This is a genomic window from Mycolicibacterium sp. Y3 (assembly GCF_051188035.1).
In the GTDB taxonomy this organism is placed as follows: Bacteria; Actinomycetota; Actinomycetes; order Mycobacteriales; family Mycobacteriaceae; genus Mycobacterium; species Mycobacterium fluoranthenivorans.
In genome coordinates, this window is record NZ_JAVQLT010000001.1 from 1,025,792 (window position 1) to 1,048,209 (window position 22,418).

Annotated in this window: 21 protein-coding genes; 18 read left to right on the forward strand and 3 right to left on the reverse strand. The window is 65.2% G+C overall.

Annotation, left to right across the window (positions count from 1 at the left end; genetic code table 11):
• Positions 1–12 precede the first annotated feature (12 nt).
• A complete protein-coding gene (locus QN239_RS05025; RefSeq protein WP_499008432.1) occupies positions 13–918 on the forward strand; it encodes an SDR family oxidoreductase in 906 nt (301 codons plus the stop codon).
• A gap of 51 nt (positions 919–969) precedes the next feature.
• Here QN239_RS05025 and QN239_RS05030 read toward each other — a convergent pair whose 3' ends face one another.
• From QN239_RS05030 to QN239_RS05040, 3 genes are read right to left on the reverse strand one after another with little or no spacing between them, the layout of a single operon-like run.
• Positions 970–1,458 carry a nitroreductase family deazaflavin-dependent oxidoreductase gene (locus tag QN239_RS05030; RefSeq protein WP_499008433.1) on the reverse strand — a complete coding sequence of 163 codons (489 nt, stop codon included), beginning with the start codon at positions 1,456–1,458 and terminating at the stop codon, positions 970–972.
• A gap of 13 nt (positions 1,459–1,471) precedes the next feature.
• Positions 1,472–1,858, reverse strand: a complete 387-nt coding sequence (locus QN239_RS05035; RefSeq protein ID WP_090354248.1) for a DUF8021 domain-containing protein — start codon at positions 1,856–1,858, stop codon at positions 1,472–1,474.
• Positions 1,859–1,866: 8 nt separating this feature from the next.
• The gene (locus QN239_RS05040; protein WP_499008434.1) at positions 1,867–3,030 is read right to left on the reverse strand and encodes a steroid 3-ketoacyl-CoA thiolase; all 1,164 of its coding nucleotides are present in this window, start codon (positions 3,028–3,030) and stop codon (positions 1,867–1,869) included.
• A gap of 122 nt (positions 3,031–3,152) precedes the next feature.
• On the opposite strand from QN239_RS05040, the gene QN239_RS05045 reads away from it, so the two are divergent.
• From QN239_RS05045 to QN239_RS05125, 17 genes are all read left to right on the forward strand, one after another.
• Complete coding sequence (locus QN239_RS05045) at positions 3,153–4,385, forward strand: cytochrome P450 (RefSeq protein WP_090354251.1); 1,233 nt, start codon at positions 3,153–3,155, stop codon at positions 4,383–4,385.
• 40 nt (positions 4,386–4,425) lie between these two features.
• Positions 4,426–5,430, forward strand: a complete 1,005-nt coding sequence (locus QN239_RS05050) for an acyl-CoA dehydrogenase family protein (protein WP_499008435.1) — start codon at positions 4,426–4,428, stop codon at positions 5,428–5,430.
• Positions 5,431–5,489: 59 nt separating this feature from the next.
• On the forward strand, positions 5,490–6,653 hold the full coding sequence (gene fadE29, locus QN239_RS05055) for an acyl-CoA dehydrogenase FadE29 (protein WP_499008436.1): 1,164 nt from the start codon (positions 5,490–5,492) through the stop codon (positions 6,651–6,653).
• On the forward strand, positions 6,650–7,642 hold the full coding sequence (locus QN239_RS05060) for a bifunctional MaoC family dehydratase N-terminal/OB-fold nucleic acid binding domain-containing protein (RefSeq protein ID WP_499008437.1): 993 nt from the start codon (positions 6,650–6,652) through the stop codon (positions 7,640–7,642). Before fadE29 ends, QN239_RS05060 begins: the two co-directional genes overlap by 4 nt.
• Positions 7,624–8,037, forward strand: a complete 414-nt coding sequence (locus tag QN239_RS05065) for a MaoC family dehydratase (protein WP_090354257.1) — start codon at positions 7,624–7,626, stop codon at positions 8,035–8,037. The genes QN239_RS05060 and QN239_RS05065 overlap by 19 nt, the downstream gene beginning before the upstream one ends.
• 2 nt (positions 8,038–8,039) lie before the next feature.
• Positions 8,040–9,212: a 17-hydroxy-3-oxo-4-pregnene-20-carboxyl-CoA lyase gene (ltp2, locus tag QN239_RS05070; protein WP_187099548.1), complete on the forward strand. Its 1,173-nt coding sequence runs from the start codon at positions 8,040–8,042 to the stop codon at positions 9,210–9,212.
• A 572-nt stretch (positions 9,213–9,784) separates the two neighbouring features.
• Complete coding sequence (locus QN239_RS05075) at positions 9,785–10,690, forward strand: LuxR C-terminal-related transcriptional regulator (protein ID WP_499008438.1); 906 nt, start codon at positions 9,785–9,787, stop codon at positions 10,688–10,690.
• 160 nt (positions 10,691–10,850) lie between these two features.
• Positions 10,851–12,638, forward strand: a complete 1,788-nt coding sequence (gene glmS, locus QN239_RS05080; protein WP_499008439.1) for a glutamine--fructose-6-phosphate transaminase (isomerizing) — start codon at positions 10,851–10,853, stop codon at positions 12,636–12,638.
• 15 nt (positions 12,639–12,653) lie between these two features.
• The gene (locus QN239_RS05085; RefSeq protein ID WP_499008440.1) at positions 12,654–14,213 is read left to right on the forward strand and encodes an AMP-binding protein; all 1,560 of its coding nucleotides are present in this window, start codon (positions 12,654–12,656) and stop codon (positions 14,211–14,213) included.
• Positions 14,210–14,431, forward strand: coding sequence for an acyl carrier protein (locus tag QN239_RS05090; protein ID WP_499008441.1), 222 nt, complete (start codon positions 14,210–14,212; stop codon positions 14,429–14,431). The genes QN239_RS05085 and QN239_RS05090 overlap by 4 nt, the downstream gene beginning before the upstream one ends.
• On the forward strand, positions 14,428–15,816 hold the full coding sequence (locus QN239_RS05095; RefSeq protein ID WP_499008442.1) for a flavin monoamine oxidase family protein: 1,389 nt from the start codon (positions 14,428–14,430) through the stop codon (positions 15,814–15,816). Before QN239_RS05090 ends, QN239_RS05095 begins: the two co-directional genes overlap by 4 nt.
• The gene (locus QN239_RS05100; RefSeq protein WP_499008443.1) at positions 15,813–17,258 is read left to right on the forward strand and encodes a KamA family radical SAM protein; all 1,446 of its coding nucleotides are present in this window, start codon (positions 15,813–15,815) and stop codon (positions 17,256–17,258) included. The genes QN239_RS05095 and QN239_RS05100 overlap by 4 nt, the downstream gene beginning before the upstream one ends.
• A 161-nt stretch (positions 17,259–17,419) precedes the next feature.
• Positions 17,420–18,100: a hypothetical protein gene (locus QN239_RS05105; protein ID WP_499008445.1), complete on the forward strand. Its 681-nt coding sequence runs from the start codon at positions 17,420–17,422 to the stop codon at positions 18,098–18,100.
• A 38-nt stretch (positions 18,101–18,138) separates the two neighbouring features.
• Complete coding sequence (locus tag QN239_RS05110) at positions 18,139–18,291, forward strand: hypothetical protein (RefSeq protein ID WP_499008446.1); 153 nt, start codon at positions 18,139–18,141, stop codon at positions 18,289–18,291.
• A gap of 591 nt (positions 18,292–18,882) precedes the next feature.
• Positions 18,883–19,809, forward strand: coding sequence for an NAD-dependent epimerase/dehydratase family protein (locus tag QN239_RS05115; protein ID WP_499008447.1), 927 nt, complete (start codon positions 18,883–18,885; stop codon positions 19,807–19,809).
• A 2-nt stretch (positions 19,810–19,811) separates the two neighbouring features.
• A complete protein-coding gene (locus QN239_RS05120; protein ID WP_499008448.1) occupies positions 19,812–21,374 on the forward strand; it encodes a sugar transferase in 1,563 nt (520 codons plus the stop codon).
• 66 nt (positions 21,375–21,440) lie between these two features.
• Positions 21,441–22,418 carry an NAD-dependent epimerase/dehydratase family protein gene (locus tag QN239_RS05125; RefSeq protein WP_499008449.1) on the forward strand — a complete coding sequence of 326 codons (978 nt, stop codon included), beginning with the start codon at positions 21,441–21,443 and terminating at the stop codon, positions 22,416–22,418.

Consider the following 22,418-nt stretch of genomic DNA (forward strand, 5'->3'; position numbering starts at 1 on the left):
GGAGAGACAACAATGGGTTTGCTTGACGGCCGCGTGGTCATCGTGACGGGTGCCGGCGGCGGGATCGGCCGGGCGCATGCGCTCGCCTTCGCCGCCGAAGGGGCGCGCGTGGTGGTCAACGACATCGGCGTCGGCCTGGACGGTTCGGCGGCCGGCGGTGGGAGCGCTGCGCAGGGCGTCGTCGACGAAATCGTCGCTGCCGGAGGCGAAGCCGTCACCAGCGGCGCGAACGTTGCGGACTGGGCACAGGCCGAGGGGCTCATCCAGACCGCGGTCGACGCGTTCGGGGGGCTCGACGTGCTGGTCAACAACGCCGGCATCGTGCGGGACCGGATGTTCGCCAACACCTCGGAAGAGGAATTCGACGCCGTCACGGCCGTCCACCTCAAGGGGCACTTCGCCACCATGAAGCACGCCGCGGCCTACTGGCGAGCCCAGTCCAAGGCCGGCAACACCGTCGACGCCCGCATCATCAACACCAGCTCGGGCGCCGGTCTGCAGGGCAGTGTCGGGCAGGCCAACTACAGCGCATCCAAGGCGGGTATCGCCGCGCTGACCCTGGTGGCCGCCGCGGAGATGGGCCGATACGGCGTCAGCGTCAACGCCATCGCCCCATCGGCGCGCACGCGCATGACCGAAACCGTGTTCGCGGACATGATGTCCACGCAGGGCGCCGATTTCGACGCCATGGCCCCGGAGAACATCTCACCGCTGGTGGTGTGGCTGGGCAGTGTCGAGGCCAAAGGCGTCACCGGCCGGGTGTTCGAGGTCGAGGGCGGCATCATCCGGGTCGCCGAGGGCTGGGCCCGCGGCGCCGAGATCGACAAGGGCGCACGATGGGATCCGGCCGAACTGGGCCCGGTGGTCAGCGACCTGCTGGCCAAGTCGCGCACACCGCTGCCGGTGTTCGGCGCCTAGGAACCTGGGCGCCTGCTCGGCCCCCGGCGCCGTGGCGCGACGGGGGCCCGCTTACGCGGGATCGCAGATGACGATCGGGATCTTGCGCTCGGTGTAGGAGCGGTAGTTCACGAAGTCGGCGTACATGGCGTCGAGCTTGGGCCAGTACTCGTCGCGCTCGGCGTCCGTGGCGTCACGTGCGGTCAGCGTCAGCGTTTCGTGCTTGGTCTGGAACGACACCTTCGGGTTGGCCCGCAGGTTCAGGTACCACATGGGGTCGGTGTCGCGACCACCCTGCGACGCGACCAGGACGATGCGCTCGCCCTCCTGGAGGTACAGCAGCGGGCTGTCGCGGAGTTCACCGGATTTGCGGCCGGTCGTGGTGAGGATGCCGACCTCGGCGCCGTGTAGGAACTTGTCGCCCAGGCGGCCGTTGGTCTTCTTGAACAGCCAGGTCTGAGCGCGTGACATCCATTTGATCGCGGTGCCAACGCCCTTCGAGTTCAGCGACTCGATCTGCTTGGGGCTGAGTGGACGCGACTGCTTGGCAGGCTTGGACATCGAGGTGGGGACCCTATCGGCTGATGAACGGTGTCAGTGCGGCGCGGATGTGGTGGATCTTCGCCGAACCACTGGGATCGGACGCCGGGATCAGGAAGGTCTCGTCGACATGCGAGTTCACCCGGCGGCCGAACAGCCGCGGTTTGGTCAGCACGTCGAACTTCGCCCGGACGTGGTCACCGTCGACGGTGAACTCCGGTGGTGTCGTCGCTTCGATGATTTTGAACTGCGGACCGTGGTTGAGGCTGCGCCGCAGGTGATCTCCGGAACGGCCGGTCTTCAGGCCCATCTCGATCCGGATGCAGTCCGGTGTGAACGGCACGTCATCGGCGCGGTGTGTCACCAGGGCATCGATATACGCCTGGGCCGCCGCGATACGGTCCGCTTCTGAGAGTGACACCGACGGGCTCAGATTCTTTCGATGATGGTGCCGGTGGACAGGGCGCCACCCGCGCACATGGTGATGAGCGCGGTGCTCTTGTCGGTCCGCTCGAGCTCGTGCAGCGCCGTGGTGATGAGCCGCGCACCCGTCGAACCGACCGGATGGCCCAGCGCTATCGCGCCGCCGTTGACGTTGACCTTGTCCATATCGGCGTCATGCACCCGCGCCCAGGACAATACGACCGAGGCGAAGGCCTCGTTGATCTCCACGAGGTCGATATCGCCGAGCTTCATCCCGGCCTTCTCCAACACCCGTGCGGTGGACTGGACCGGCCCATCGAGGTGGTAGTAGGTCTCGGCGCCCACGTTGGCCTGCGAGATGATTCGGGCCCGGGGCTTCAGGCCATGGGCTTTTGCCACATCGCTGTCCATCCACAGCACCGCGGCGGCGCCGTCGGAGATCTGCGAGGACGTGCCTGCGGTGTGGATACCGCCCTCGATGACCGGCTTCAACGACGCCAGCCCCTCCAGGGTGGTGTCCCGCGGGCCTTGGTCGCGCGACACCGGCGCCCACTCGGCGGTCGGCTGCTTGTTCTCGTCGAGGACCGGCGCCGAGATCGGGGAGATCTCACGATCGAAGCGGCCCTCGGCCCAGGCCTGCTTGGCCTTGGCCTGGGACGCCAGCCCAAGGGCGTCCACATCGGCGCGGGTGATGCCGCGGCGCTTGACGATCCGCTCGGCGGCGTCGAACTGGTTGGGCATGTCGATATCCCACGACGCGGCGCGGATGAGGCTGCGGTCGGGGCCGGCGTTGGCACCCAGCCCGACCCGGCTCATCGCCTCGATACCGCAGGCGATGCCGATGTCGATCGCACCGGTGGCGATCAGGCCCGCGATCAGATGGTTGGCCTGCTGGGCGCTGCCACACTGGCAGTCGATGGTCGTGGCGCCGACGTGTTCGGGCAGACCGGCGGTCAGCCAGCCCACGCGGGTGATGTTGTTGGACTGCTCGCCATACTGGGTGACACAACCGCCGATGACCTGCTCGACGTCACCTGCGTCGATGCCGGCCTTCTCGACCACGGCGCGCTGCACGGCGCCGAGAAGCTCGGTGGCGTGCAGGCCGGACAACCAGCCGTTGCGCTTGCCGATGGGGCTGCGGGTGGCTTCGACGATGACAGGGTTACCCATGTCGCCAGGCTAGAACACGTTCCATTAGTCTGACAAGCCGCGATGCCCCCGTGCCTTTTATCTGCGGTGGAGGCATGTTTTACTGACACTAGAACACGTTGCATTCTTAGGAGCGCAAAGCTATGCCATCCATCATTCCGAGCGACTTCGATCTCCTCGACGCGGCACTCAACCTGGAGCGCCTCCCCGTGGAAGAGCTGGCGGAACTTCGAAAATCCGAGCCCGTCCACTGGGTGGACGTGCCCGGTGGCACCGGCGGATTCGGTGACAAGGGCTACTGGCTCGTCACCAAGCATGCCGACGTCAAAGAGGTGTCCAAGCGCAACGACATCTTCGGCAGCTCGCCCGACGGTGCCATCCCGGTGTGGCCACAGGAGATGACCCGCGAGGCGGTCGATCTGCAGAAGGCCGTGCTGCTGAATATGGATGCCCCGCAGCACACCCGGCTGCGCAAGATCGTCTCCCGCGGATTCACCCCGCGCGCGATCGGCCGCTTGGAGGCCGAACTCGCCGAGCGGGCCCAGAAGATCGCGCAGACCGCGGCCGCCGAGGGCTCCGGCGACTTCGTCGAGCAGGTGTCGTGTGAACTTCCGCTGCAGGCCATCGCAGGTCTGCTCGGTGTGCCACAGGAGGATCGCGACAAACTGTTCCGCTGGTCCAACGAGATGACCGCCGGCGAGGATCCCGAGTACGCCGATGTCGACCCGGCGATGTCCTCGTTCGAACTCATCACCTACGCCATGAAGATGGCCGAGGAACGGTCCAAGAACCCGACCGAGGACATCGTCACCAAGCTCATCGAGGCCGATATCGAGGGTGAGAAACTCTCCGACGACGAGTTCGGCTTCTTCGTCGTCATGCTCGCGGTCGCGGGCAACGAGACCACCCGAAACTCCATCACCCACGGCATGATCGCCTTCTCGCAGCACCCCGAGCAGTGGGAGCTGTACAAGAAGGAGCGCCCCGGCACCGCTGCCGACGAGATCGTCCGCTGGGCCACCCCGGTGTCGGCCTTCCAGCGCACCGCGCTCGAGGACACCGAACTGGGCGGCGTGGCGATCAAGAAGGGCGAACGGGTGGTGATGTCCTACCGCTCGGCCAACTTCGACGACGAGGTTTTTGACGCTCCGCACGACTTCAATATCCTTCGGGACCCGAATCCGCACGTCGGGTTCGGCGGCACCGGCGCCCACTACTGCATCGGCGCCAACCTGGCTCGGATGACCATCAACCTGATCTTCAACGCGGTCGCCGACCATATGCCTGACCTGAAGCCGATCGGCGAGCCCGAGCGGCTGAAGTCCGGCTGGCTCAATGGTATTAAGCATTGGCAGGTCGACTACACCGGTAAGTGACCAGTCTGTCACTGGCCGCATAGGCTCAAGGAGGAGTCGGGTGGATTTCAGTCCAAACCCGGAACAGCAGGCTGTCGCCGATGTGGTGACCTCTGTGCTCGATCGGGACAATAGTTGGGATGCACTGGTTTCCGGTGGCGTGACGGCGCTGGCCACGCCGGAGCGGCTCGGTGGTGACGGTCTCGGGCTGCTCGAGGTGGCCACCGCGCTGACCGAGATCGGGCGGCACGGCACCATCAGCCCCGCGTTGGCGACCCTCGGTCTCGGGCTGGTGCCCCTGCTCGACCTCGCCTCGGCTGAGCAGCAGGACCGCTACCTGGCCGGCGTGGCCAAGGGGTCGGTGTTGTCGGCGGCGCTGAACGAGCAGGGCGTGTCACTGCCGGAGCGGCCCGCCACCAGGTTTGCCGACGGGAAGCTCAATGGCACCAAAATCGGTGTGCCGTATGCCGAGTCGGCACAGTGGCTGCTCGTCACCGCCGACAGCGCGGTGGTCGTCATCGCGCCGACGGCGGCGGGTGTGGAGCTCACCAAGACGCCGACCTCCAACGCGTCCGACGAGTATGTCGTGACGTTCACCGACGTGGACGTGCCGGCGGCCGACGTCCTCCACGGCGCCACCGTGGCACGGGTCAACCAGCTGGCGCTGGCGACGACGGGTGCGTTCGCGGCTGGTCTGGTCGCTGGCGCGCTGCGGTTGACCGCCGACTACGTGGCCACCCGCGAGCAGTTCGGCCGACCGCTCTCCACCTTCCAGACCGTTGCTGCACAGCTGTCCGAGATCTATATCGCCTCCCGCACCATCGATCTGCTGTCCACGTCGGCGGTCTGGCGGCTCGCGGAGGATCTGGACGCCGCCGAAGATCTGGCCATCCTGGGCTACTGGCTGACCTCGCAGGCCCCGCCCGCCATGCGTCTGAGCCATCATCTGCACGGCGGTATGGGTATGGACATCACCTATCCGATGGATCGGTACTACTCGTCGATCAAGGACGTCACCCGGCTGCTCGGGGGTCCGACGTATCGCCTGGATCTGGTGGGAGCCTGAATGGGCGAGCGAAGCGACGGGAAACGGGGCCGGACGAGCGAGGCGACGGGAAATTGAGTATGTACATCGATCTGACCCCGGAGCAGCGCAAGCTGCAATCCGAACTGCGAGAATACTTTTCGACTCTCGTGACGCCCGAAGAAGCACAGGCGATGGAGAGCGACCGGCACAACGAGGCCTACCGCGCGGTGATCAAGCGGATGGGCACGGACGGCAAGCTCGGCGTCGGCTGGCCCAAGGAGTACGGCGGCCTGGGCTTCGGCCCGATCGAGCAGCAGATCTTCATCAACGAGGCGAACCGCGCCGACATCCCGCTGCCGATGGTGACGCTGCAGACCGTCGGCCCGACCCTGCAGGTGCTGGGCACCGAGGAACAGAAGAAGAAGTTCCTGCCGGGAATCCTCTCCGGTGACATACATTTCGCGATCGGTTACTCAGAACCGGATGCCGGTACCGACCTGGCGTCGCTGCGCACCACCGCGGTGCGTCACGGTGACGAATACATCGTCAACGGCCAGAAGATGTGGACGACGGGCGCACACGACGCCGACTACATCTGGCTGGCCTGCCGCACCGATCCCGAAGCCGCCAAACACAAGGGCATCTCGATCCTCATCGTCGACACCAAGGATCCGGGGTATTCGTGGACCCCGATCATCTTGTCCGACGGCGCACATCACACCAACGCCTCCTACTACAACGACGTCCGGGTACCCGCCGACATGCTGGTCGGTGAGGAGCACGGCGGCTGGAAACTGATCACCACCCAGCTCAACCACGAGCGGGTCGGTCTCGGTCCGGCCGGTCGGGTCGCCGGGATCTACGAACACGTGCGGGCATGGGCCGAGAAGCCGGCCGCCGACGGTGTGGCCCCGATCGAACACGATGACGCGAAGCACCTGCTCGGTCAGATCAAGGCCATCTGGCGGATCAACGAGCTGCTGAACTGGCAGGTCGCCGCATCCGGCGAGACCATCGCCGTCGCCGATGCCGCCGCGACGAAAGTCTTCTCCACCGAACGCATTCAAGAGGTGGGCAGGCTGGCCGAGGAGATCGTCGGCCGATTCGGCAACCCGGCCGATCCTGACACCGCCCATCTGCAGGACTGGCTGGACAAGATGACCAAGCGAAACCTGGTCATCACCTTCGGCGGCGGGGTCAACGAGGTGATGCGCGAGATGATCGCCGCGTCCGGGTTGAAGGTGCCGAGGGTTCCCCGGTGACCGGCACGAGCGATCTGCAGGCCGGTATCGACGCCATCATCGCGTCGGGACGCGGTGAGCCGACGGTCGGCCGGGATCCGGTGAACCAGCCCATGATTCACCACTGGACCGACGCGATCGGCGACACCAACCCGATCTACGTCGACGAGGCCGCGGCCCGGGCGGCCGGGCACGACGGCATCGTCGCGCCGCCCGCCATGATCCAGGTATGGACCATGATGGGGCTGGGACGTGCGCGCTCGGAGGACGATCCGCTGGCGCGGGCCATGAAACTGTTCGACGATGCCGGATACGTCGGTGTGGTCGCCACCAACTGCGACCAGACCTATCACCGCTACCTGAAGCCGGGTGAACAGGTGGCCATGAGCGCCGAGATCGTCAGCATCATCGGGCCCAAGCAGACCGCGCTGGGTGAGGGCTACTTCATCAATCAGAAGATCCGCTGGCACGTTGCTCGGGAAGACGGGGCTGACGAGGAAGTCGCCGATATGGACTGGCGCATCATGAAGTTCCTACCGAGAGCGACGCCTGGCCAGGAGGATTCAGGCGAAACTACCGCCATTCCGCAGGATCTCGATCCGGACAAGCTGATGCGGCCGTCCTCGTCGCGTGACACCAAGTTCTTCTGGGACGGTGTCAACGCGCACGAGTTACGCATCCAGCGCCGTCCGGACGGCACGCTGCAGCATCCGCCGGTGCCGGCGGTGTGGGCCGACAAGGACGCGCCCACGGATTATGTCGTCGCGTCCGGTAAGGGATCGGTGTTCAGCTACGTCGTGCACCATGCGCCGAAGGTGCCGGGCCGGAGCTTGCCGTTCGTCATCGCCCTGGTCGAGCTCGAGGAGGGCGTCCGCATGCTCGGCGAGCTGCGCGGAATCGAACCCGAGCAGGTGAAGATCGGATTGCCGGTGCGTGCCACGTATCTCGACTTCCCGGACAGTGAAGTCAGCCCGGCCTGGTCGCTGTATGCATGGGAGCCGCAAGCATGAGCGTGACGGCCGAGGTCGGGACCAAGCTGCCCGAACTGCAGATCTATGGCGACCCGACGTTCATCGTGTCGACCGCCATCGCGACCCGCGATTACCAGGACGTACACCACGACCGGGACAAGGCGCAGGCCAAGGGGTCCAAGGACATCTTCGTCAACATCCTGACCGACACCGGTCTGGTGGGTCGCTATGTCACCGACTGGGCCGGTCCGAACGCGATCGTCACGTCGATCAAGCTGCGCCTCGGTGTGCCCTGGTATGCCTATGACACCATCACCTTCCGTGGTGAGGTGACCGCGGTCGAGGGTGACCGGGTGACGCTGAAAGTAGTGGGTAGCAACAGCCTTGGCGACCATGTCATCGCCACGTCCACGCTGACATTGGGGGACAAGTGACGCTGTCGAGCAAGGCTGGGTTGTCCGGAAAGGCGGCGATCGCCGGTATCGGCGCCACCGACTTCTCCAAGAACTCCGGCCGCAGCGAGCTGCGACTGGCCGCCGAGGCGGTCCTCGACGCCTTGGCCGACGCCGGCCTCGAACCGTCAGATGTCGACGGGCTCGTGACCTTCACCATGGACTCGAACCTGGAGACGGCCGTCGCGCGGTCGACCGGAATCGGTGACCTGAAGTTCTTCAGTCAGATCGGCTACGGAGGCGGCGCCGCCGCGGCGACCGTGCAGCAGGCGGCCCTCGCGGTCGCTACGGGGGTCGCGGAAGTCGTGGTGGCGTATCGGGCCTTCAACGAGCGCTCGGAGTTCCGCTTCGGCCAGGTGATGACCGGCCTGACGATCAATGCCGACTCCCGCGGTGTGGAGTACAGCTGGTCCTATCCGCACGGGTTGAGCACACCGGCTGCCTCGGTCGCGATGATCGCCCAGCGATACATGCACGAATACGGCGCTACCAGTGCGGATTTCGGTGTCGTGTCGGTAGCGGACCGCAAACATGCGGCCAACAACCCCAAGGCGCACTTCTACGGCAAGCCGATCACCATCGAGGACCACCAGAACTCGCGGTGGATCGCCGAACCACTGCGTTTGCTTGATTGCTGCCAGGAAACCGACGGCGGCGTGGCCATCGTCGTGACCACCCCCGAGCGGGCCAAGGACCTCAGGCATCGGCCCGCGATCATCGAGGCCGCCGCTCAGGGCGCGGGTGCCGATCAGTTCACCATGTACTCCTATTACCGCGATGAGCTCGGGCTGCCTGAGATGGGTCTGGTGGGCCGGCAACTGTGGGAGCAGAGCGGACTGGCGCCGACCGATATCCAGACGGCGATCCTGTATGACCACTTCACCCCGTACACGCTGATCCAGCTCGAGGAGCTGGGCTTCTGCGGTAAGGGTGAGGCCAAGGATTTCATCGCCGGAGGGGCCATCGAACTCGGCGGACGACTGCCGATCAACACCCACGGCGGTCAGCTCGGTGAGGCCTATATCCACGGGATGAACGGGATCGCCGAGGGCGTGCGTCAGCTGCGTGGGACGTCGGTCAATCAGGTCGACAACGTCGAGCATGTTCTCGTCACTGCCGGTACCGGTGTGCCCACATCGGGTCTGATCCTGGGCTGAGGGCATCGGGGTGCCGGCGCTGCCGGGGGGATCTCGAAGTATTTATAGCAAACTTAATAGTCTAGCTAGAGAGTATCTGGCCGAATTGCTGGTCTGGCGTCTGGCTGTGCTTCTTTAGAAGGCCAGTATTTCGTTCGATGGATGATCTGGCCCCTCTTCGGGTACGCAATGGGCACCGGCTCACGTCTCATTTGGCCAGTCGTATGGCTTGGCGAAACTATGACCAGGCATTCTGCCACTCCCTGGTGGCAGCATCCGACGAGAACCTGTACTTAGCTGGGTGGATGTGCTACGCGGTGACTTGCGTCATGGCGGTTGGCTCGGCGAGACTGTTTGCACTCGCAAGGCTTGCCCGGTCGTTATTTACGTGCACGTTGACCGTAATTGTGGCAAATGCCTACAATCTGGCCATCGCAGGTGTGAGGCCTGTATGCAGTGAAGGGTCACGGGGGTGGGACCATTGGTAGCAGTCCATCGAATATCACGAGTGGTCGTATTGACCAGGCAGCATGCCGCGCCGAGTCGGACGTCCTGTCCGGCGCATGACAGGCCGAGCCAGTGAGGCCAGTGAAATGGACTCAAGCACTGGTGATCTGACCGTTGGGGCACCACATGTAGCGATTGCACCAGGCGACGCCGCTGACGATCTCGCCGAGGCGTCGCGAGGTCATTCGTCGGGAAACGGCCGTCGATCAGCTAACCCGAGATCATTTCCGGTCCGTCGTGACGAACCGCTCGGGTGGGATCTGGCGCCGAACGGCCGGTGGGCAGAGACCCGCCAGGAGCTCGCCGACGGGCTGACGTTGCTTCATGACGTGCGGGTGTTGATCGTTGACGACTGCACCCTGTACCGCGACTATCTGTACGGCGTCCTTGCCGCACATGGTGCGGTGGCGCCGGGAGTGGCCTGGGATCTGCCGTCGCTGGTCGCCGCATTCGACTCGACACTGCCGCGGGTGATTCTGCTGAACATGGCGTCGCGAGACAGCGCGACGCTGTTGCGTCATGCGCTGGCCTTGGGTCCGCATCTGCGCGTGGTGGTGCTGGGGGTCTCGGAGGATGACGAATCGGAGATCGTCGCCTGCGCCGAGGCGGGTGTGGCGGGTTACCACCTCCGAACCGAATCGCTCGACGATCTCATCGATTTGATCCGCAAAGTTGCTGCGGGAGAATCACTTTGTTCGCCGAGGGTCTCGGCCATCCTCCTCCGGCGGCTGTCTGCGCTGGCCTCGCAGCGACCGCCGGCCTCCAAGGAACTAGTCCTGACGGCTCGCGAGATCCAGATCTTGCGGATGCTGGAACTGGGTCTTGCGAATCGGCAGATTGCCGAAGAACTCTGCATTGCCATCCACACCGTCAAAAATCACGTGCACAGCTTGTTGACCAAGCTCGGCGTGAGTACCCGGGCGCAGGCCGCGGTGGTCGCCCGCACCCTCCTGAAGCCCGAGGATCCCCCCGGGTACCAATCCGGGATCTAGTCCCCGATTCAATCTGGAATTCGCTCTGATGGTCCATGTACCAACGCCTTTCGGCACCTGATAGTGAAGTGGTGTTTGGGGGATTAACTCAGGAGGCCGCCGAATGGTCGCTGGTGGCACTCGATCAGAGGTGCGCAGACTCCGACCGCGGGGTCCGATGATGTGCGGCATCATCGCATGCCGGACGGAAGGCTCTGCCGTCGAATATCTTCGGGTGGGGCTGCGCCGGCTCGAGTACCGGGGATACGACTCGGTCGGCATGGCGCTGCGGACGACCGGTGGCGATATCGCCCGACTTCGAACGACCGGCCGCATCGGAGCCCTGGACGCTCTGCTCGACGATTGGGCGGGCCCCCGGTTCGACGGGGCCGGGATCGGCCATACGCGGTGGGCGACCCATGGCGCGGTGACCGAAGGCAATGCCCACCCGCATGTCGACTGCGCCGGACAGATCAGCTTGGTGCACAACGGGATCGTGGAGAACGCGGCAAGCCTGCGAGCTGAACTGGTGGGTGCCGGACACACCTTCGTCACCACGGTGGACAGCGAAGTTCTGTGCCATTTGATCGAGGACGAGCGGCGGCACGGCACTGATCTGGTCCAGGCGCTACAGAACGCACTGGCTCGCGTGCACGGCTCGTGGGCACTTGCGGTGTTGGAGCAGGGCAGCGGCCGAATCATCGTCGCCGCCAAGGGTTCCCCACTGGTGGTCGGACACACGGCAGAAGGTGACTTCGCCGCGAGCGATATTGCGGCGATCGCGGATTGGGTCGACGAATACCGGGTGCTCGGTGACGGCGATATCGTCGAACTCGCACGCCCCGACAGTTGGCGTCGCGGTGGGATCGTCATACCGCCGCCCGCATCCACCCGCTGCCCTTGGCGCGGCCGGGATGTCGAGTTGAACGGTTACACCGACTACATGGCCAAGGAGATCGACGAACAACCCGAGGCGGCAGCCCGGGTGCTCGACGAACTTGCGGACGGCATCGCCAACGGAGCGCTCTGGGAGCAGCTGAACCTGCCACCGTTCGAGCGGCTAAGGGTGATCGGCTGCGGGACGTCCCTGAACGCCGGGAATGTGCTCGCCAACCTGGCACGCCGGATCGGCGGGGTTCCGACGACCACTGTCACCGGAAGCGAAGCGGCACATGATGTTCCGGATACGGCGCAGCTGGTTGTGGCCATGAGTCAGTCCGGCGAGACGGCTGATGTGTTGCGGGGCGTGCAGACTTGCGCGGTCGGTATCTCGCCCGTGCTCGCACTCACCAACAATCCGCAGTCCACGCTGGCCCGGCTGGCGGACGCCGTCGTCGGAAGCTCGGCCGGACCCGAGATCGGGGTGGCCGCCACCAAGACTTTCATCTGCCAGGTCATCTCCGCCTCTGCGCTGATGATCTCGGCTCTGGTAAGCATGAATCGGGTGTCGGCCCGGTCGGCTGCGGCGCTCGTCGACGATCTCCGTCGCGTGCCGGACCGGCTGGCCGCCGCTGGTGCGGTCGCCAAATGCGTCATCCCGCCGCTCGTCGACCAGTTCGCAGCCGAAGCCGGATTCATCTTCATCGGACGGGGCCTGGGGCTGCCCTACGCGGCCGAAGGTGCGCTCAAACTCAAGGAACTCACCTACAGGTGGGCCGAGCACTATCCGGCCGGTGAGCTCAAGCACGGACCGCTCGCTCTGGTCGGTGTGGGCACGCCCGTGGTCGTCATCGACAACGGCGACCCGAAGCTCGCAGGTAACGTCGCCGAGGTACGCGCCCGCGGTGGTCATGTCATCACGGTTGGCTGCGTCGGTGGTGCCATACCGGTCATCGATGATCCCGCCGCGCCGTGGGGCCCGATCGCGGCGACGGTACCGCTACAGATACTGGCCCGCACGATGGCGCTGACCTTGGGGCACGACGTGGACAAGCCGCGAAATCTCGCCAAATCCGTAACGGTCGAGTGAATCGGGAGCCGTGCCATGAATTCGATCGGAACAGCCACCGTGACAGGCTCGTCGACCACGTGGCGCGACGTGGTCGACGACTTCGCCGCCGCGGCCCGTGACTGGCCGGAACGCACTGCCATCTTGCACAACGGGACAACGATCAGCTACCAGGTGCTCGCAGAACGCATTCGGGAGACGGCAAAGTGCTATCGCGCCGGCGGAGCGGGGAGTTCGTCCCGTCCTGTCGGCGCCCTGGTCACCCATACGCCCGCGATGGTGGAGCACCTGATCGGGATATTGCAGGCCGGCGCAGCGTACAGCCCGATCGCTGCCGCCCTCCCGGACGCCCGGATACAGAGTCTGGCTGCGGTGCTCGGTATCGAGCATCTGTATGCCACCGTCCCCGGCATGTGCGGAACGGCGGAACTGCGGGTCAAATTCCTTGACAGGAAGACGGTGGCAGCGGAGACCGAATCGCCACAGCCGATCTGGCGGCCGGCTGACGCGGCCTACGTGCTCTGCACCTCGGGCTCCACCGGAGTGCCGAAACCGGTCGTCGTATCACGAAACGCGCTGTCGGTCACGGTACGGGCGTTGCGCCGGCTCTTCGATCTCACGCCTGACGACCGTGTGCTCCAATTCGCCTCGCTGGGCTGGGATACCTGCCTGGAGGAGATATTGCCCGCGCTGACATCCGGCGCGGCACTGGTTTTCGACGATATTGCGCACTCCGGTTCATTCCCTGCTTTCGTGCGCATGCTGGCCGAGCTCGGGATCACCGTGCTCGACCTACCGACGGCATTCTGGCACGAGCTGGTGTACTTCCTACACGAAGAACACGCGACGTTACCGGCCTGCGTCCGGCTGGTCGTGATCGGCGGCGAGCGGGTCGATCCGACCCGGCTGCGGCAGTGGCGCGAACTCGGCATCGGTCACGTCACACTGCTGAACACCTACGGTTGCACCGAGACGACCATGATCACCCATGCCGTCCAGCTGGCCGGCCCCGCGACCGAGCCGGAAGTCGCGGCCGAGGCTGCCGAGGCGCCGCTCGGCCGCAGGCTGCCGCATGTGCGCGACCATGTCACCGACGAAGGTGAGTTGCTGGTGGCAGGCCCCAGCCTGGCAGACGGATACCTCGGGTCACCGGAACTCACCGCGGCGGCATTCCCGCTCGCCGATCACGACTGCGGACCGCAACGGTGGTTCCGCACCGGGGATCTGGTCGCCCGCGGGGAGAATGGTCTGCTGTATCCGCGTAACCGCATCGACGAACAGGTGAAAGTCTCTGGTGTGCGGGTACATCCGGCGGAGATCGAGACGCAGTTGATCACGCACCCCGCTGTCGGAGGCGCGGTCGTCGTCGGTGAACGGGTACTGGGCCGCACCTCGTTGGCGGCGTACGTGGTCGCGGTCGCGCCGACTACCTCTGGTGAGCTCAGGCACTACCTACGTCAGCGCCTGCCCAGCCAATTCGTGCCCAGCAGAATCTCATTCGTCACCTCGATGAAGTACACCACGAGCGGAAAAGTCGATCGAGCGGCAACGCAGCGGGCCGCCGAGGATCACCGAAGTCAAGGAGCAGAGCGATGAACGCAGGCCATATCGTCGAGATCTTCCGTAGGGTGCTCAACACCCGCGAGGTGGGTCCGCACTCCGACTTCTTCGAACTCGGTGGTGATTCACTGTTGGCCACCCGGGTGCTCAGCGCGATCGCGCGGGATTTCGGGGTGGAGCTGTCATGGGATGATTTCAGCGAAAGCCCCTCGGCGGAAGGGCTGTTCACCAAAGTGATCGCGGTGGCGCAATGAACACAGCGGCCGGCATGCGCATTCTGGTGGTCGGTGCGGGCCTGGCGGGATTGACGGCGGCTCTCGATCTGGTGGCCGCGGGCGCACAGGTGACCGTGCTGGAGGCAAGGGACCGGGTGGGTGGTCGCATCCATGGCGTCCCGATGCCCGGTGGTGTCATGGCCGACGGAGGAGCTGCATATCTGGGCGCACGGCACACCGAGCTGCTGGCACTGGTAGGCGAGCACGGGCTCAGACTGGTTCCCGCCACGATGACCGGGGACAGCACATTTCTGCTGGGGGGCCGCCGGACCACCAGTGCCAGTCGGATGCCCCCGCTTGACGCGGTCGCGCTCGGCGGGATGTTCGAACGGCTCGACGAACTCGTGGCCGACGTCCGCCCGGACGCGCCGTGGCAGAGTGCCGACGCGGGCGTGCTCGACCGCCTGTCTGCGGCGAGCTGGCTTGCCCACGAGGTCCGGCATCCGGACGCGCGCACCTTCTTCCCGTTGTTTCTCGGCGAGATGATGGCGGCCGATCCGGCTGCGATCTCCGTCCTGCACATGGCGTTCTATCTGCGGTCCGGCGGGGGTATCCGCTATCTCAACGCCTTCGAGGGTGGGGCCCAGGAATGGCGGATCGACGGCGGCGCGCAGCTGCTGTGCCAGGCGCTCGCCGAACGGCTCGGCGCACGGGTTCGGTTGGGGCAGCCGGTGTGCGCGATCGACCAGAGCGCCGGCGACGTGGTGGTGCAATGTGATCCGGAATCCGGGGCGCGGTCTCGGTATCGAGCGGACCGGGTGGTGCTCGCCGTGCCACCGCTGTTGGCGCAGCGAATCGAGTTCCGGCCCGCTCTGCGTGCGCTGCGCGCGACGGCGGTCACCGGTCGCGGTTGCGCGGTCAAGGTGCAACTGGGCTATCCGGCCCCGCTGTGGCGTGAGTTCGGCTTGTCCGGATGGTCGGTGAGTACGAACGGGCCGTTGCTGTCCACGGTCGACGACTCTCCGCCGGATGGCTCAGCCGGTGTGCTGACCGGGTTCGTCACCGGCGCGGCGGCAACCGCATTCTCTGCGCTGTCGGCGACAGCACAACGGGATGCGGCCCTGGCGCACATCGGCCGGATCTTCCCGCAGTTGCCGGCGCCGACGCAGTGCACCGTGACGGACTGGCTTGCCGAGAAGTACAGCAGGGGGTGCTATGCCGCCCTGTTCGGTCCGGGCGACTGGTTGAACCTGGGGCCGACGCTGACCGATCCGCACGGCTACGTGCACTGGTGTGGCACCGAAACCAGTCTGGAGTTCTTCGGGTTGATGGAGGGTGCGATCAGATCGGGCCGGCGGGTCGCGGCCGAGCTTATCCACGGCGACGAACGGACACCCGTTTCGGAGAAGGTGCTCTCCCGATGACGTCACTGACCGAAGCCATCGAACCCGAGCGGGCCGGATTCGCCGCGGCGGTGGATCAGCCGTATTCCTATGTACGCAGAAGTCTTTCGGAGCCGGACTGGCGGCGCTACCCGGGCTGGGCACTGGTCACCGAGGCGCAGTGGCACGACCCGCAATGGCAGCGGGCGCACTCGGTCAAGACCATCGGCCAGCTCCGCGCCGTGGTGGGCGACCTGCTCGACGATGGGTTCTACGCCGATCTGGCCGCCGATCAGCAACAGCGGGCGACCATGTCGATGTTGGTGCCGCCGCAGATGCTCAACACCGTGGCCGCGCACTGTGCGCCGGAGCGCCGTTGGTTGACGGAGGCCTTCTACACCGATCCGGTCCGGCGTTACATGCTGCCAGTCCTCAGCGACCGTGAGCCGGTGTGGGAATCGCACCCCTACGCCGAACGGGATTCGTTGCACGAAAGCGATATGTGGGTGGTGGAGGGACTGACCCACCGGTACCCGACCAAGGTGCTCGCCGAGCTGCTGTCGACCTGCCCGCAGTACTGCGGGCATTGCACCCGGATGGACCTGGTCGGCAACTCCACACCCACGGTCAGCAAGGCCAGGCTGACGCTCAGTCCGGCCGAACGGCAGGGCCGAATGCTGGACTATCTGCGAGCCACACCGTCGGTGCGTGATGTCGTGGTATCGGGCGGTGACGTGGCCAATGTGCCCTGGCCGCGGCTGGAATCGTTTGTCGCGCAGCTACTCGACATCGACACCATTCGTGATATCCGGCTGGCGAGCAAGGCGTTGGCCGCGCTGCCCCAGCATTGGCTTCAGCCGAAGGTCGTCGACGGCGTCGGGCGCATCGCTCAGCTGGCCGCCGCCCGTGGCGTCAACCTTGCGCTGCACACCCATATCAACCATGTGCAGTCGGTGACTCCGCTGGTTGCCGCGGCGGCGCGGGCCCTGCTCGGCGCGGGGCTGCGAGATGTGCGCAACCAAGGCGTGCTGATGCGCGGAGTGAATGACACCGCGGACGATCTGCTCGACCTGTGCTTCGCACTGCAGGGCGAAGCGGCAATCCTGCCGTACTACTTCTACATGTGTGACATGGTGCCTAGTGCCGAGCACTGGCGGACCCCGCTGTGGCAAGCGCAGCAGTTGCAGTTGTCGATCATGGGCTATCTGCCCGGTTTCGCGACACCGCGAATCGTCTGCGATGTGCCGTATGTCGGTAAACGGTGGGTTCATCAGGCGGTCCGTTACGACCGCAACCTGGGGATATCCTACTGGACCAAGAACTACCGCACCGGTTTGGACGGTGCGGATGTCGGTGCCCTGAGCCGTGTATACCCGTTCTACGACCCGGTGGGCAGTCTGCCGGAATCCGGGCAGGCATGGTGGCGGGACAACGACTCACCGCACGTGCGGCCGGTGACGTCAACGGTGTGCGGGGACCGATGACAGCCGGCGTGAGTCCGATCACGGACGCCGACATCGCGGTAGCCGCGGAGTTCCTTCGGACCAATCACAACAACCGAACTCCATGGACCGCATCGTGTTCGGCTCCGTGGGAGGATAAGGCCCCCAATCACGGATTCATGCTCCGCGACGGGGAGCGCGTCGTGGGCGTCCTTCTGGCTCTGTACTCCGAGCGGTTGGTGGCGGGCCGGCTGGAACGGTTCTGCAACATGGGCTCGTGGTGCGTGTTGCCCGAATACCGCGGCGAGAGCATGTCTCTGCTCAACGCGATGTTGGCGCAGGAGGGCTTTCACTTCACCAGTCTGTCCCCGAAAGAGGGGCCTCGGGAGATTCTGGCCTGGCTGAAGTTTCGCTATCTGGACACCTCGGCCGCTCTCATTCCCAATCTGCCGTGGCCGACCTTCCGGTGTGGCACGAGGATCAGTGCCGATCCGGACGTGATCGAAAGGTCACTGGTCGGATCAGGGCTGGCACTCTACCGCGACCACGCACAGGCGCTCGCGGCCCGGCACCTCGTCCTGACCCGTGGTCAGGAGTCCGGCCACGTCATGTACCGGGAGTTCCGGTACATGGGCGCAGTGGGCTACGCGATGATCCTGCATGTCAGCAACCTTGACCTGTTCCACCGTTCGTTGATCCCGCTGACCCGCCACTTGTTGGTCAGGCGGGGACTGGTGGCGACCCTGGCTGAGTTGCGCACCATCGAGCACCGGCCCTTGCTGTCGTTCAGCCTGAACAACAGGCCGAAGATGTACTCCAGCCCGAGTCTGGAACCGAAGCAGATCGACTACCTGTACAGCGAGCTTGCGTGCGTTCCGTGGTAGCCGGTCAGCCAATTCGCCTGTGCTGAAGGGTGATTGACGTGGTGGGAATTGTCGTGAGTGCGGTAGCGGTGGTCGGCATCGCCGTCGTGGGAGTGTTCGGGATTCTGATAGCGGTCAACATCGCACTGCTGTTGCGTCTTCGATCGAGAATCCCGCAGTGCCGGCTGTGGGAGTCCACCGATTGGTGGTGAACGGCACACCAGGCCAGGTTCCTTCGGCGACGCGGTGTTGCCGAGTTGCGGCATTGCTGAGCGTCGATGCGGCTGTTCGCCGTTGAGCGGGAACCAGACTCGTCGCACTGCTGATCTGATTGTCGTCGTGCGGGTCGACGATCCGCGAGGATCTAGTTCGCATCGCCCGAAGGACCAGGTCTCTGGAGGGTGAGAACCGGATCCGTCGGCCATCCCGCCGCCGTGACCAAATCATGTTCGCGTCCTGCGGATTCGACCCGTCGCACCTCGGTGCTTCGGTCATCCGGTGCAATGCCCGATGACGTGCGTTCACCTGGCGTCATACCAACCGTGTCCATCCGCGCGCCGTCGACGAGTGGTGCTTTGCCCGCGGGCGTCTGAATATGTTTTGCTGCAATCACTTCCGCGCCCTCCGGTGCACCGTGGCTAGTTCCTGGAACTAGATCGGGATTCAACCGAAAGATCGCTCCGACGGTCCATGTACGGGACCGGTGGGGGACCCGATAGTTAAGGGGTGCCTGACGAATTAGCTGTTGACGGCGGTGGGGGATCGCCGGCGTGGCTCACCGCGGTGTCGGGGACGGACGTGCCATGAGGTCTCTAGTCACCGGCGCGGCCGGATTCATCGGCTCCACGCTCGTCGACCGACTGTTGGCCGACGGCCACCAGGTCATCGGAATCGACAACTTCACGGCGGGCACCGTCGCGAACCTGAAGGACGCGATGAGTTGGAACGAGCGCAGCCCCGGACAGTTCAGGCTGATCTGCCTCGATGTTCAGGCACCGGAGCTCGCGGGAGTGATCGCGGGGGCCAACCCGGACATCATCTTTCATCTGGCGGCGCAGATGGATCCGCAGGTATCGGTCTTGGATCCGCAACTCGACGCGCGCAGTAACGTACTCGGCACGATCAATCTCTGTGAGGCGAGCCGCCGGTCCGGGGTTCGGCGAATCGTCTACGCGGGTTGCCGGGAAGCCCGGTACGGCATCGGTGCGGGACGGCCGCCTGAGGGGAGCGGCCGGACCAATCCGGTGTCACCACATGGGGTCGCCAAAGTCGCCGCCGAGATGTATCTGTGCGCCTACGCCGAGATGTACGATCTGGCCCCGCTGTGCCTGGCCTTGGGCAGCGTCTACGGCCCGCGTCAGAATCACCGCGACCCGGGAAACGCCATCGCGGCTCTGGCGAGTGCCATGATCGCCGGCGGTTCGCAGATCAGGAGCTGGGACAACATTCGTGCCAGTGACTACGTGTACATCGATGACGCGGTGGACGCACTCGTACGCGCCGGTCATGCGCCCGTGCAGATCACCGGCACGTGCGATATCGGCACCGGCGCTCCCACCCGGTGCCCTCTGGAGTGGACTCCCCTGGTCGATCTCCCGGACGGGATCGCCCGGACGGTTCGTTGGCTGACTGACCTCACTGCGACCGATCCGGCTGCGGAATGCGAAGAAGTGTCACGGAAAAAGACTTCTACAGAGCGTATTTCGCACATCGTGGATTTGGTGGGCTGACCATGGCGCACCTCAACACGGTCAGTCAGGGTCCCGGCAAGCGTGCGATCGCCGGACAAGCCCGACGGGCGGAACCGGCGGCCCGACGAGTTGTCATACCGCTCAGCGAAGTCGGCAGCCCGCCGGAGGCTGTTACCGAGCGCCTACGTTGGCAGCGGCAGTACGTCACTCGGCTACGTGTGACCGATACCGCCGTCGTCGCCGGCGCCGTGATGCTGGCGCAGTATGTGCGATTCGGCAGTACCGTCACCTCACCCGGACCAGTGAGTCACCTTGTGACCGCCTTCTCGATCGTGATTGCCGCGCTGTGGTTGTCGATGCTGGCGGGCTTCCATACCCGGTCCGCCAAGGTGGTCGGTGCAGGGGCCGAGGAGTATCGGCGAGTCGTCAACGCGTCCCTGGCGACCTTCGGGGCCATGGCGATAGCCGAACTGGTGGTCAAGCTCGGGCTTTCCCGTGGATATCTGGTGGTGGCGCTCCCGGTCGGGACGTTGGGTCTGTTGCTGGGCAGGTGGGCCTGCCGGAAAGTCGTTGTCCGCGAACGGGGCAAGGGCAGATGCCGGACGACGGTTCTGGCGGTCGGCGAACGAGATGCGGTGGCGCACCTGGTTGACGAATTGGTCGACAATCCGTCGGACGGCTATCACGTCGTCGGGGTGTGCATCCCGGGATACCGGGGCATGCAGGGTGAATTCCTCACGGTCGCAGGCCTGGACATCCCGATCGTGGGTGACGAGAACTGCGCTTTGCCGGCGATCAGGGCATGCGGTGCGGACACGGTCGCAGTGGCGGGTGCCGGACACTTCGGCGTCCATCGACTCCAGCGGCTCATCTGGGAACTCGAGCCGATGGGTGTCGACCTGATGGTGTCGCCCGGGGTCGTCGATGTGGCATTGTCGCGTCTGGCGATGCGGCCGATGTCAGGTCTACCGCTGTTGCAGGTCGAGAAACCGCAATATCGGGGCGCCAAGTGTTTCCAGAAGCGAGCGTTCGACTTCTGCTTTGCCTTGGCCGCGCTCACGGCGACACTGCCCATCCTCGTCGTCGCGGCCACGGCCATCAAGCTCACCAGCCGAGGACCCGTCTTGTACGCTGCGGAGCGCATCGGCATCAACGGGAAGCCGTTCTCGATGCTGAAGTTCCGAAGCATGGTCGTGGATGCCGATCAACAGCTCGCGAGCCTCTCGACGATGAACGAGAGTGACGGCCTGCTGTTCAAGATTCGCGATGATCCTCGGGTCACCCCGGTCGGCCGTATCCTGCGCCGATTCAGCATCGACGAGCTGCCGCAGTTCATCAATGTGCTTCGGCAGGAGATGAGTGTCGTCGGCCCACGACCACCGTTGCGGCCCGAAGTCGAGTCCTACGACTGCGATGTGCTGCGCAGGCTCCTGGTCAAGCCCGGTATCACCGGGTTGTGGCAAGTCAGCGGACGCTCGGATCTGTCCTGGGACAGGTCTGTTCGCCTCGACCTCTCCTATGTCGACAACTGGTCGATGGTGGGTGATGTCCTGATCATCGCGAAGACTCTGCGAGCCGTCTTGGCTCGCACAGGTGCCTACTGAGGGGGTCGACGTGACGTTCGAGATCGTGAAACCCACACGTGTGTATGGAAAAGGAGAGTGACGGGAATGCGGACACTCGTCACCGGCGCAGCCGGCTTCATCGGTTCCACTCTGGTCGACCGGTTGCTCGACGAGGGGCACCAGGTCGTCGCTGTCGACAACCTCAGCACCGGCATCGCCGCCAACCTCGACCACGCCCGGAGCCGCTTCGGGTCGTCCGGGAGCCGGTTCACCTTTCGCCAGAGCGACATTCGCGCACCCGAGTTGATCGAGATCATGGCGGCGGCCAGGCCCGACGTGGTGTTTCACCTCGCAGCCCAGGTCGACCTCCGCGCCTCGGTCGCCGACCCTCTGCACGACGCCGGCTGCAATGTGCTCGGGACGATCGGTGTGCTGGAAGCCTGCCGGCATGCCGGTGTCGAACGAATCGTCTACGCCGCATCAGGCGGATCCCGCTATGGGGCACCGACCGCTCTTCCGGTGAGCGAATCCACGCCTGTCGATCCTCAGTCTCCTTATGCCGCTTCGAAATTCGCCGGTGAAGTCTATCTGGGTTGCTATGCCCAGCTGTACGGTATGTCGGCGATCCGGCTGGCCCTGGCCAACGTCTACGGACCTCGACAGAACCCGCACGGTGAGGCCGGGGTGATCGCCGTCTTCGGCAGCAGGATGCTCGAGGGTCGACCGGTCACCGTGTTCGGGGACGGGACAGCCACCCGGGACTATGTCTACGTCGACGATGTTGTCGAGGCGTTCGTCCGCGCCGGCCGGGCACCATCGACGACTCAGGGAATCTTCAATATCGGGACCGGGCGGCAGACGACCACCAACGACGTGTATCGCCTGATCTCCTCGGCACTGGGTGCGACGGCACAACCCTGTTACGCACCGGCCCCGGCGGCAGAAGTGCAGGCCATCGCGCTCGACGTACGCAGGGCCGAGGAGGAACTCGACTGGGTACCGGTCGTCGCCGTCGAGGAGGGGATTCGCCGCACCCTCCAGTGGCTGGGTGCCGGTTCGAAGCCCGAGCTGGTCGAGGCGTAG

Bases quoted from the DNA above. Each gene is read 5' to 3' on its own strand.
- QN239_RS05120 (WP_499008448.1), top strand. From the start codon at position 19,812: ATGGCGCACCTCAACACGGTCAGTCAGGGTCCCGGCAAGCGTGCGATC.
- QN239_RS05085 (WP_499008440.1), top strand. From the start codon at position 12,654: ATGAATTCGATCGGAACAGCCACCGTGACAGGCTCGTCGACCACGTGG.
- QN239_RS05045 (WP_090354251.1), top strand. From the start codon at position 3,153: ATGCCATCCATCATTCCGAGCGACTTCGATCTCCTCGACGCGGCACTC.
- QN239_RS05030 (WP_499008433.1), bottom strand. From the start codon at position 1,458: ATGTCCAAGCCTGCCAAGCAGTCGCGTCCACTCAGCCCCAAGCAGATC.
- QN239_RS05115 (WP_499008447.1), top strand. From the start codon at position 18,883: ATGAGGTCTCTAGTCACCGGCGCGGCCGGATTCATCGGCTCCACGCTC.
- QN239_RS05125 (WP_499008449.1), top strand. From the start codon at position 21,441: ATGCGGACACTCGTCACCGGCGCAGCCGGCTTCATCGGTTCCACTCTG.
- QN239_RS05075 (WP_499008438.1), top strand. From the start codon at position 9,785: ATGGACTCAAGCACTGGTGATCTGACCGTTGGGGCACCACATGTAGCG.
- QN239_RS05095 (WP_499008442.1), top strand. From the start codon at position 14,428: ATGAACACAGCGGCCGGCATGCGCATTCTGGTGGTCGGTGCGGGCCTG.
- QN239_RS05065 (WP_090354257.1), top strand. From the start codon at position 7,624: ATGGGAGCCGCAAGCATGAGCGTGACGGCCGAGGTCGGGACCAAGCTG.
- QN239_RS05100 (WP_499008443.1), top strand. From the start codon at position 15,813: ATGACGTCACTGACCGAAGCCATCGAACCCGAGCGGGCCGGATTCGCC.
- QN239_RS05025 (WP_499008432.1), top strand. From the start codon at position 13: ATGGGTTTGCTTGACGGCCGCGTGGTCATCGTGACGGGTGCCGGCGGC.
- glmS (WP_499008439.1), top strand. From the start codon at position 10,851: ATGTGCGGCATCATCGCATGCCGGACGGAAGGCTCTGCCGTCGAATAT.
- fadE29 (WP_499008436.1), top strand. From the start codon at position 5,490: ATGTACATCGATCTGACCCCGGAGCAGCGCAAGCTGCAATCCGAACTG.
- QN239_RS05090 (WP_499008441.1), top strand. From the start codon at position 14,210: ATGAACGCAGGCCATATCGTCGAGATCTTCCGTAGGGTGCTCAACACC.
- QN239_RS05040 (WP_499008434.1), bottom strand. From the start codon at position 3,030: ATGGGTAACCCTGTCATCGTCGAAGCCACCCGCAGCCCCATCGGCAAG.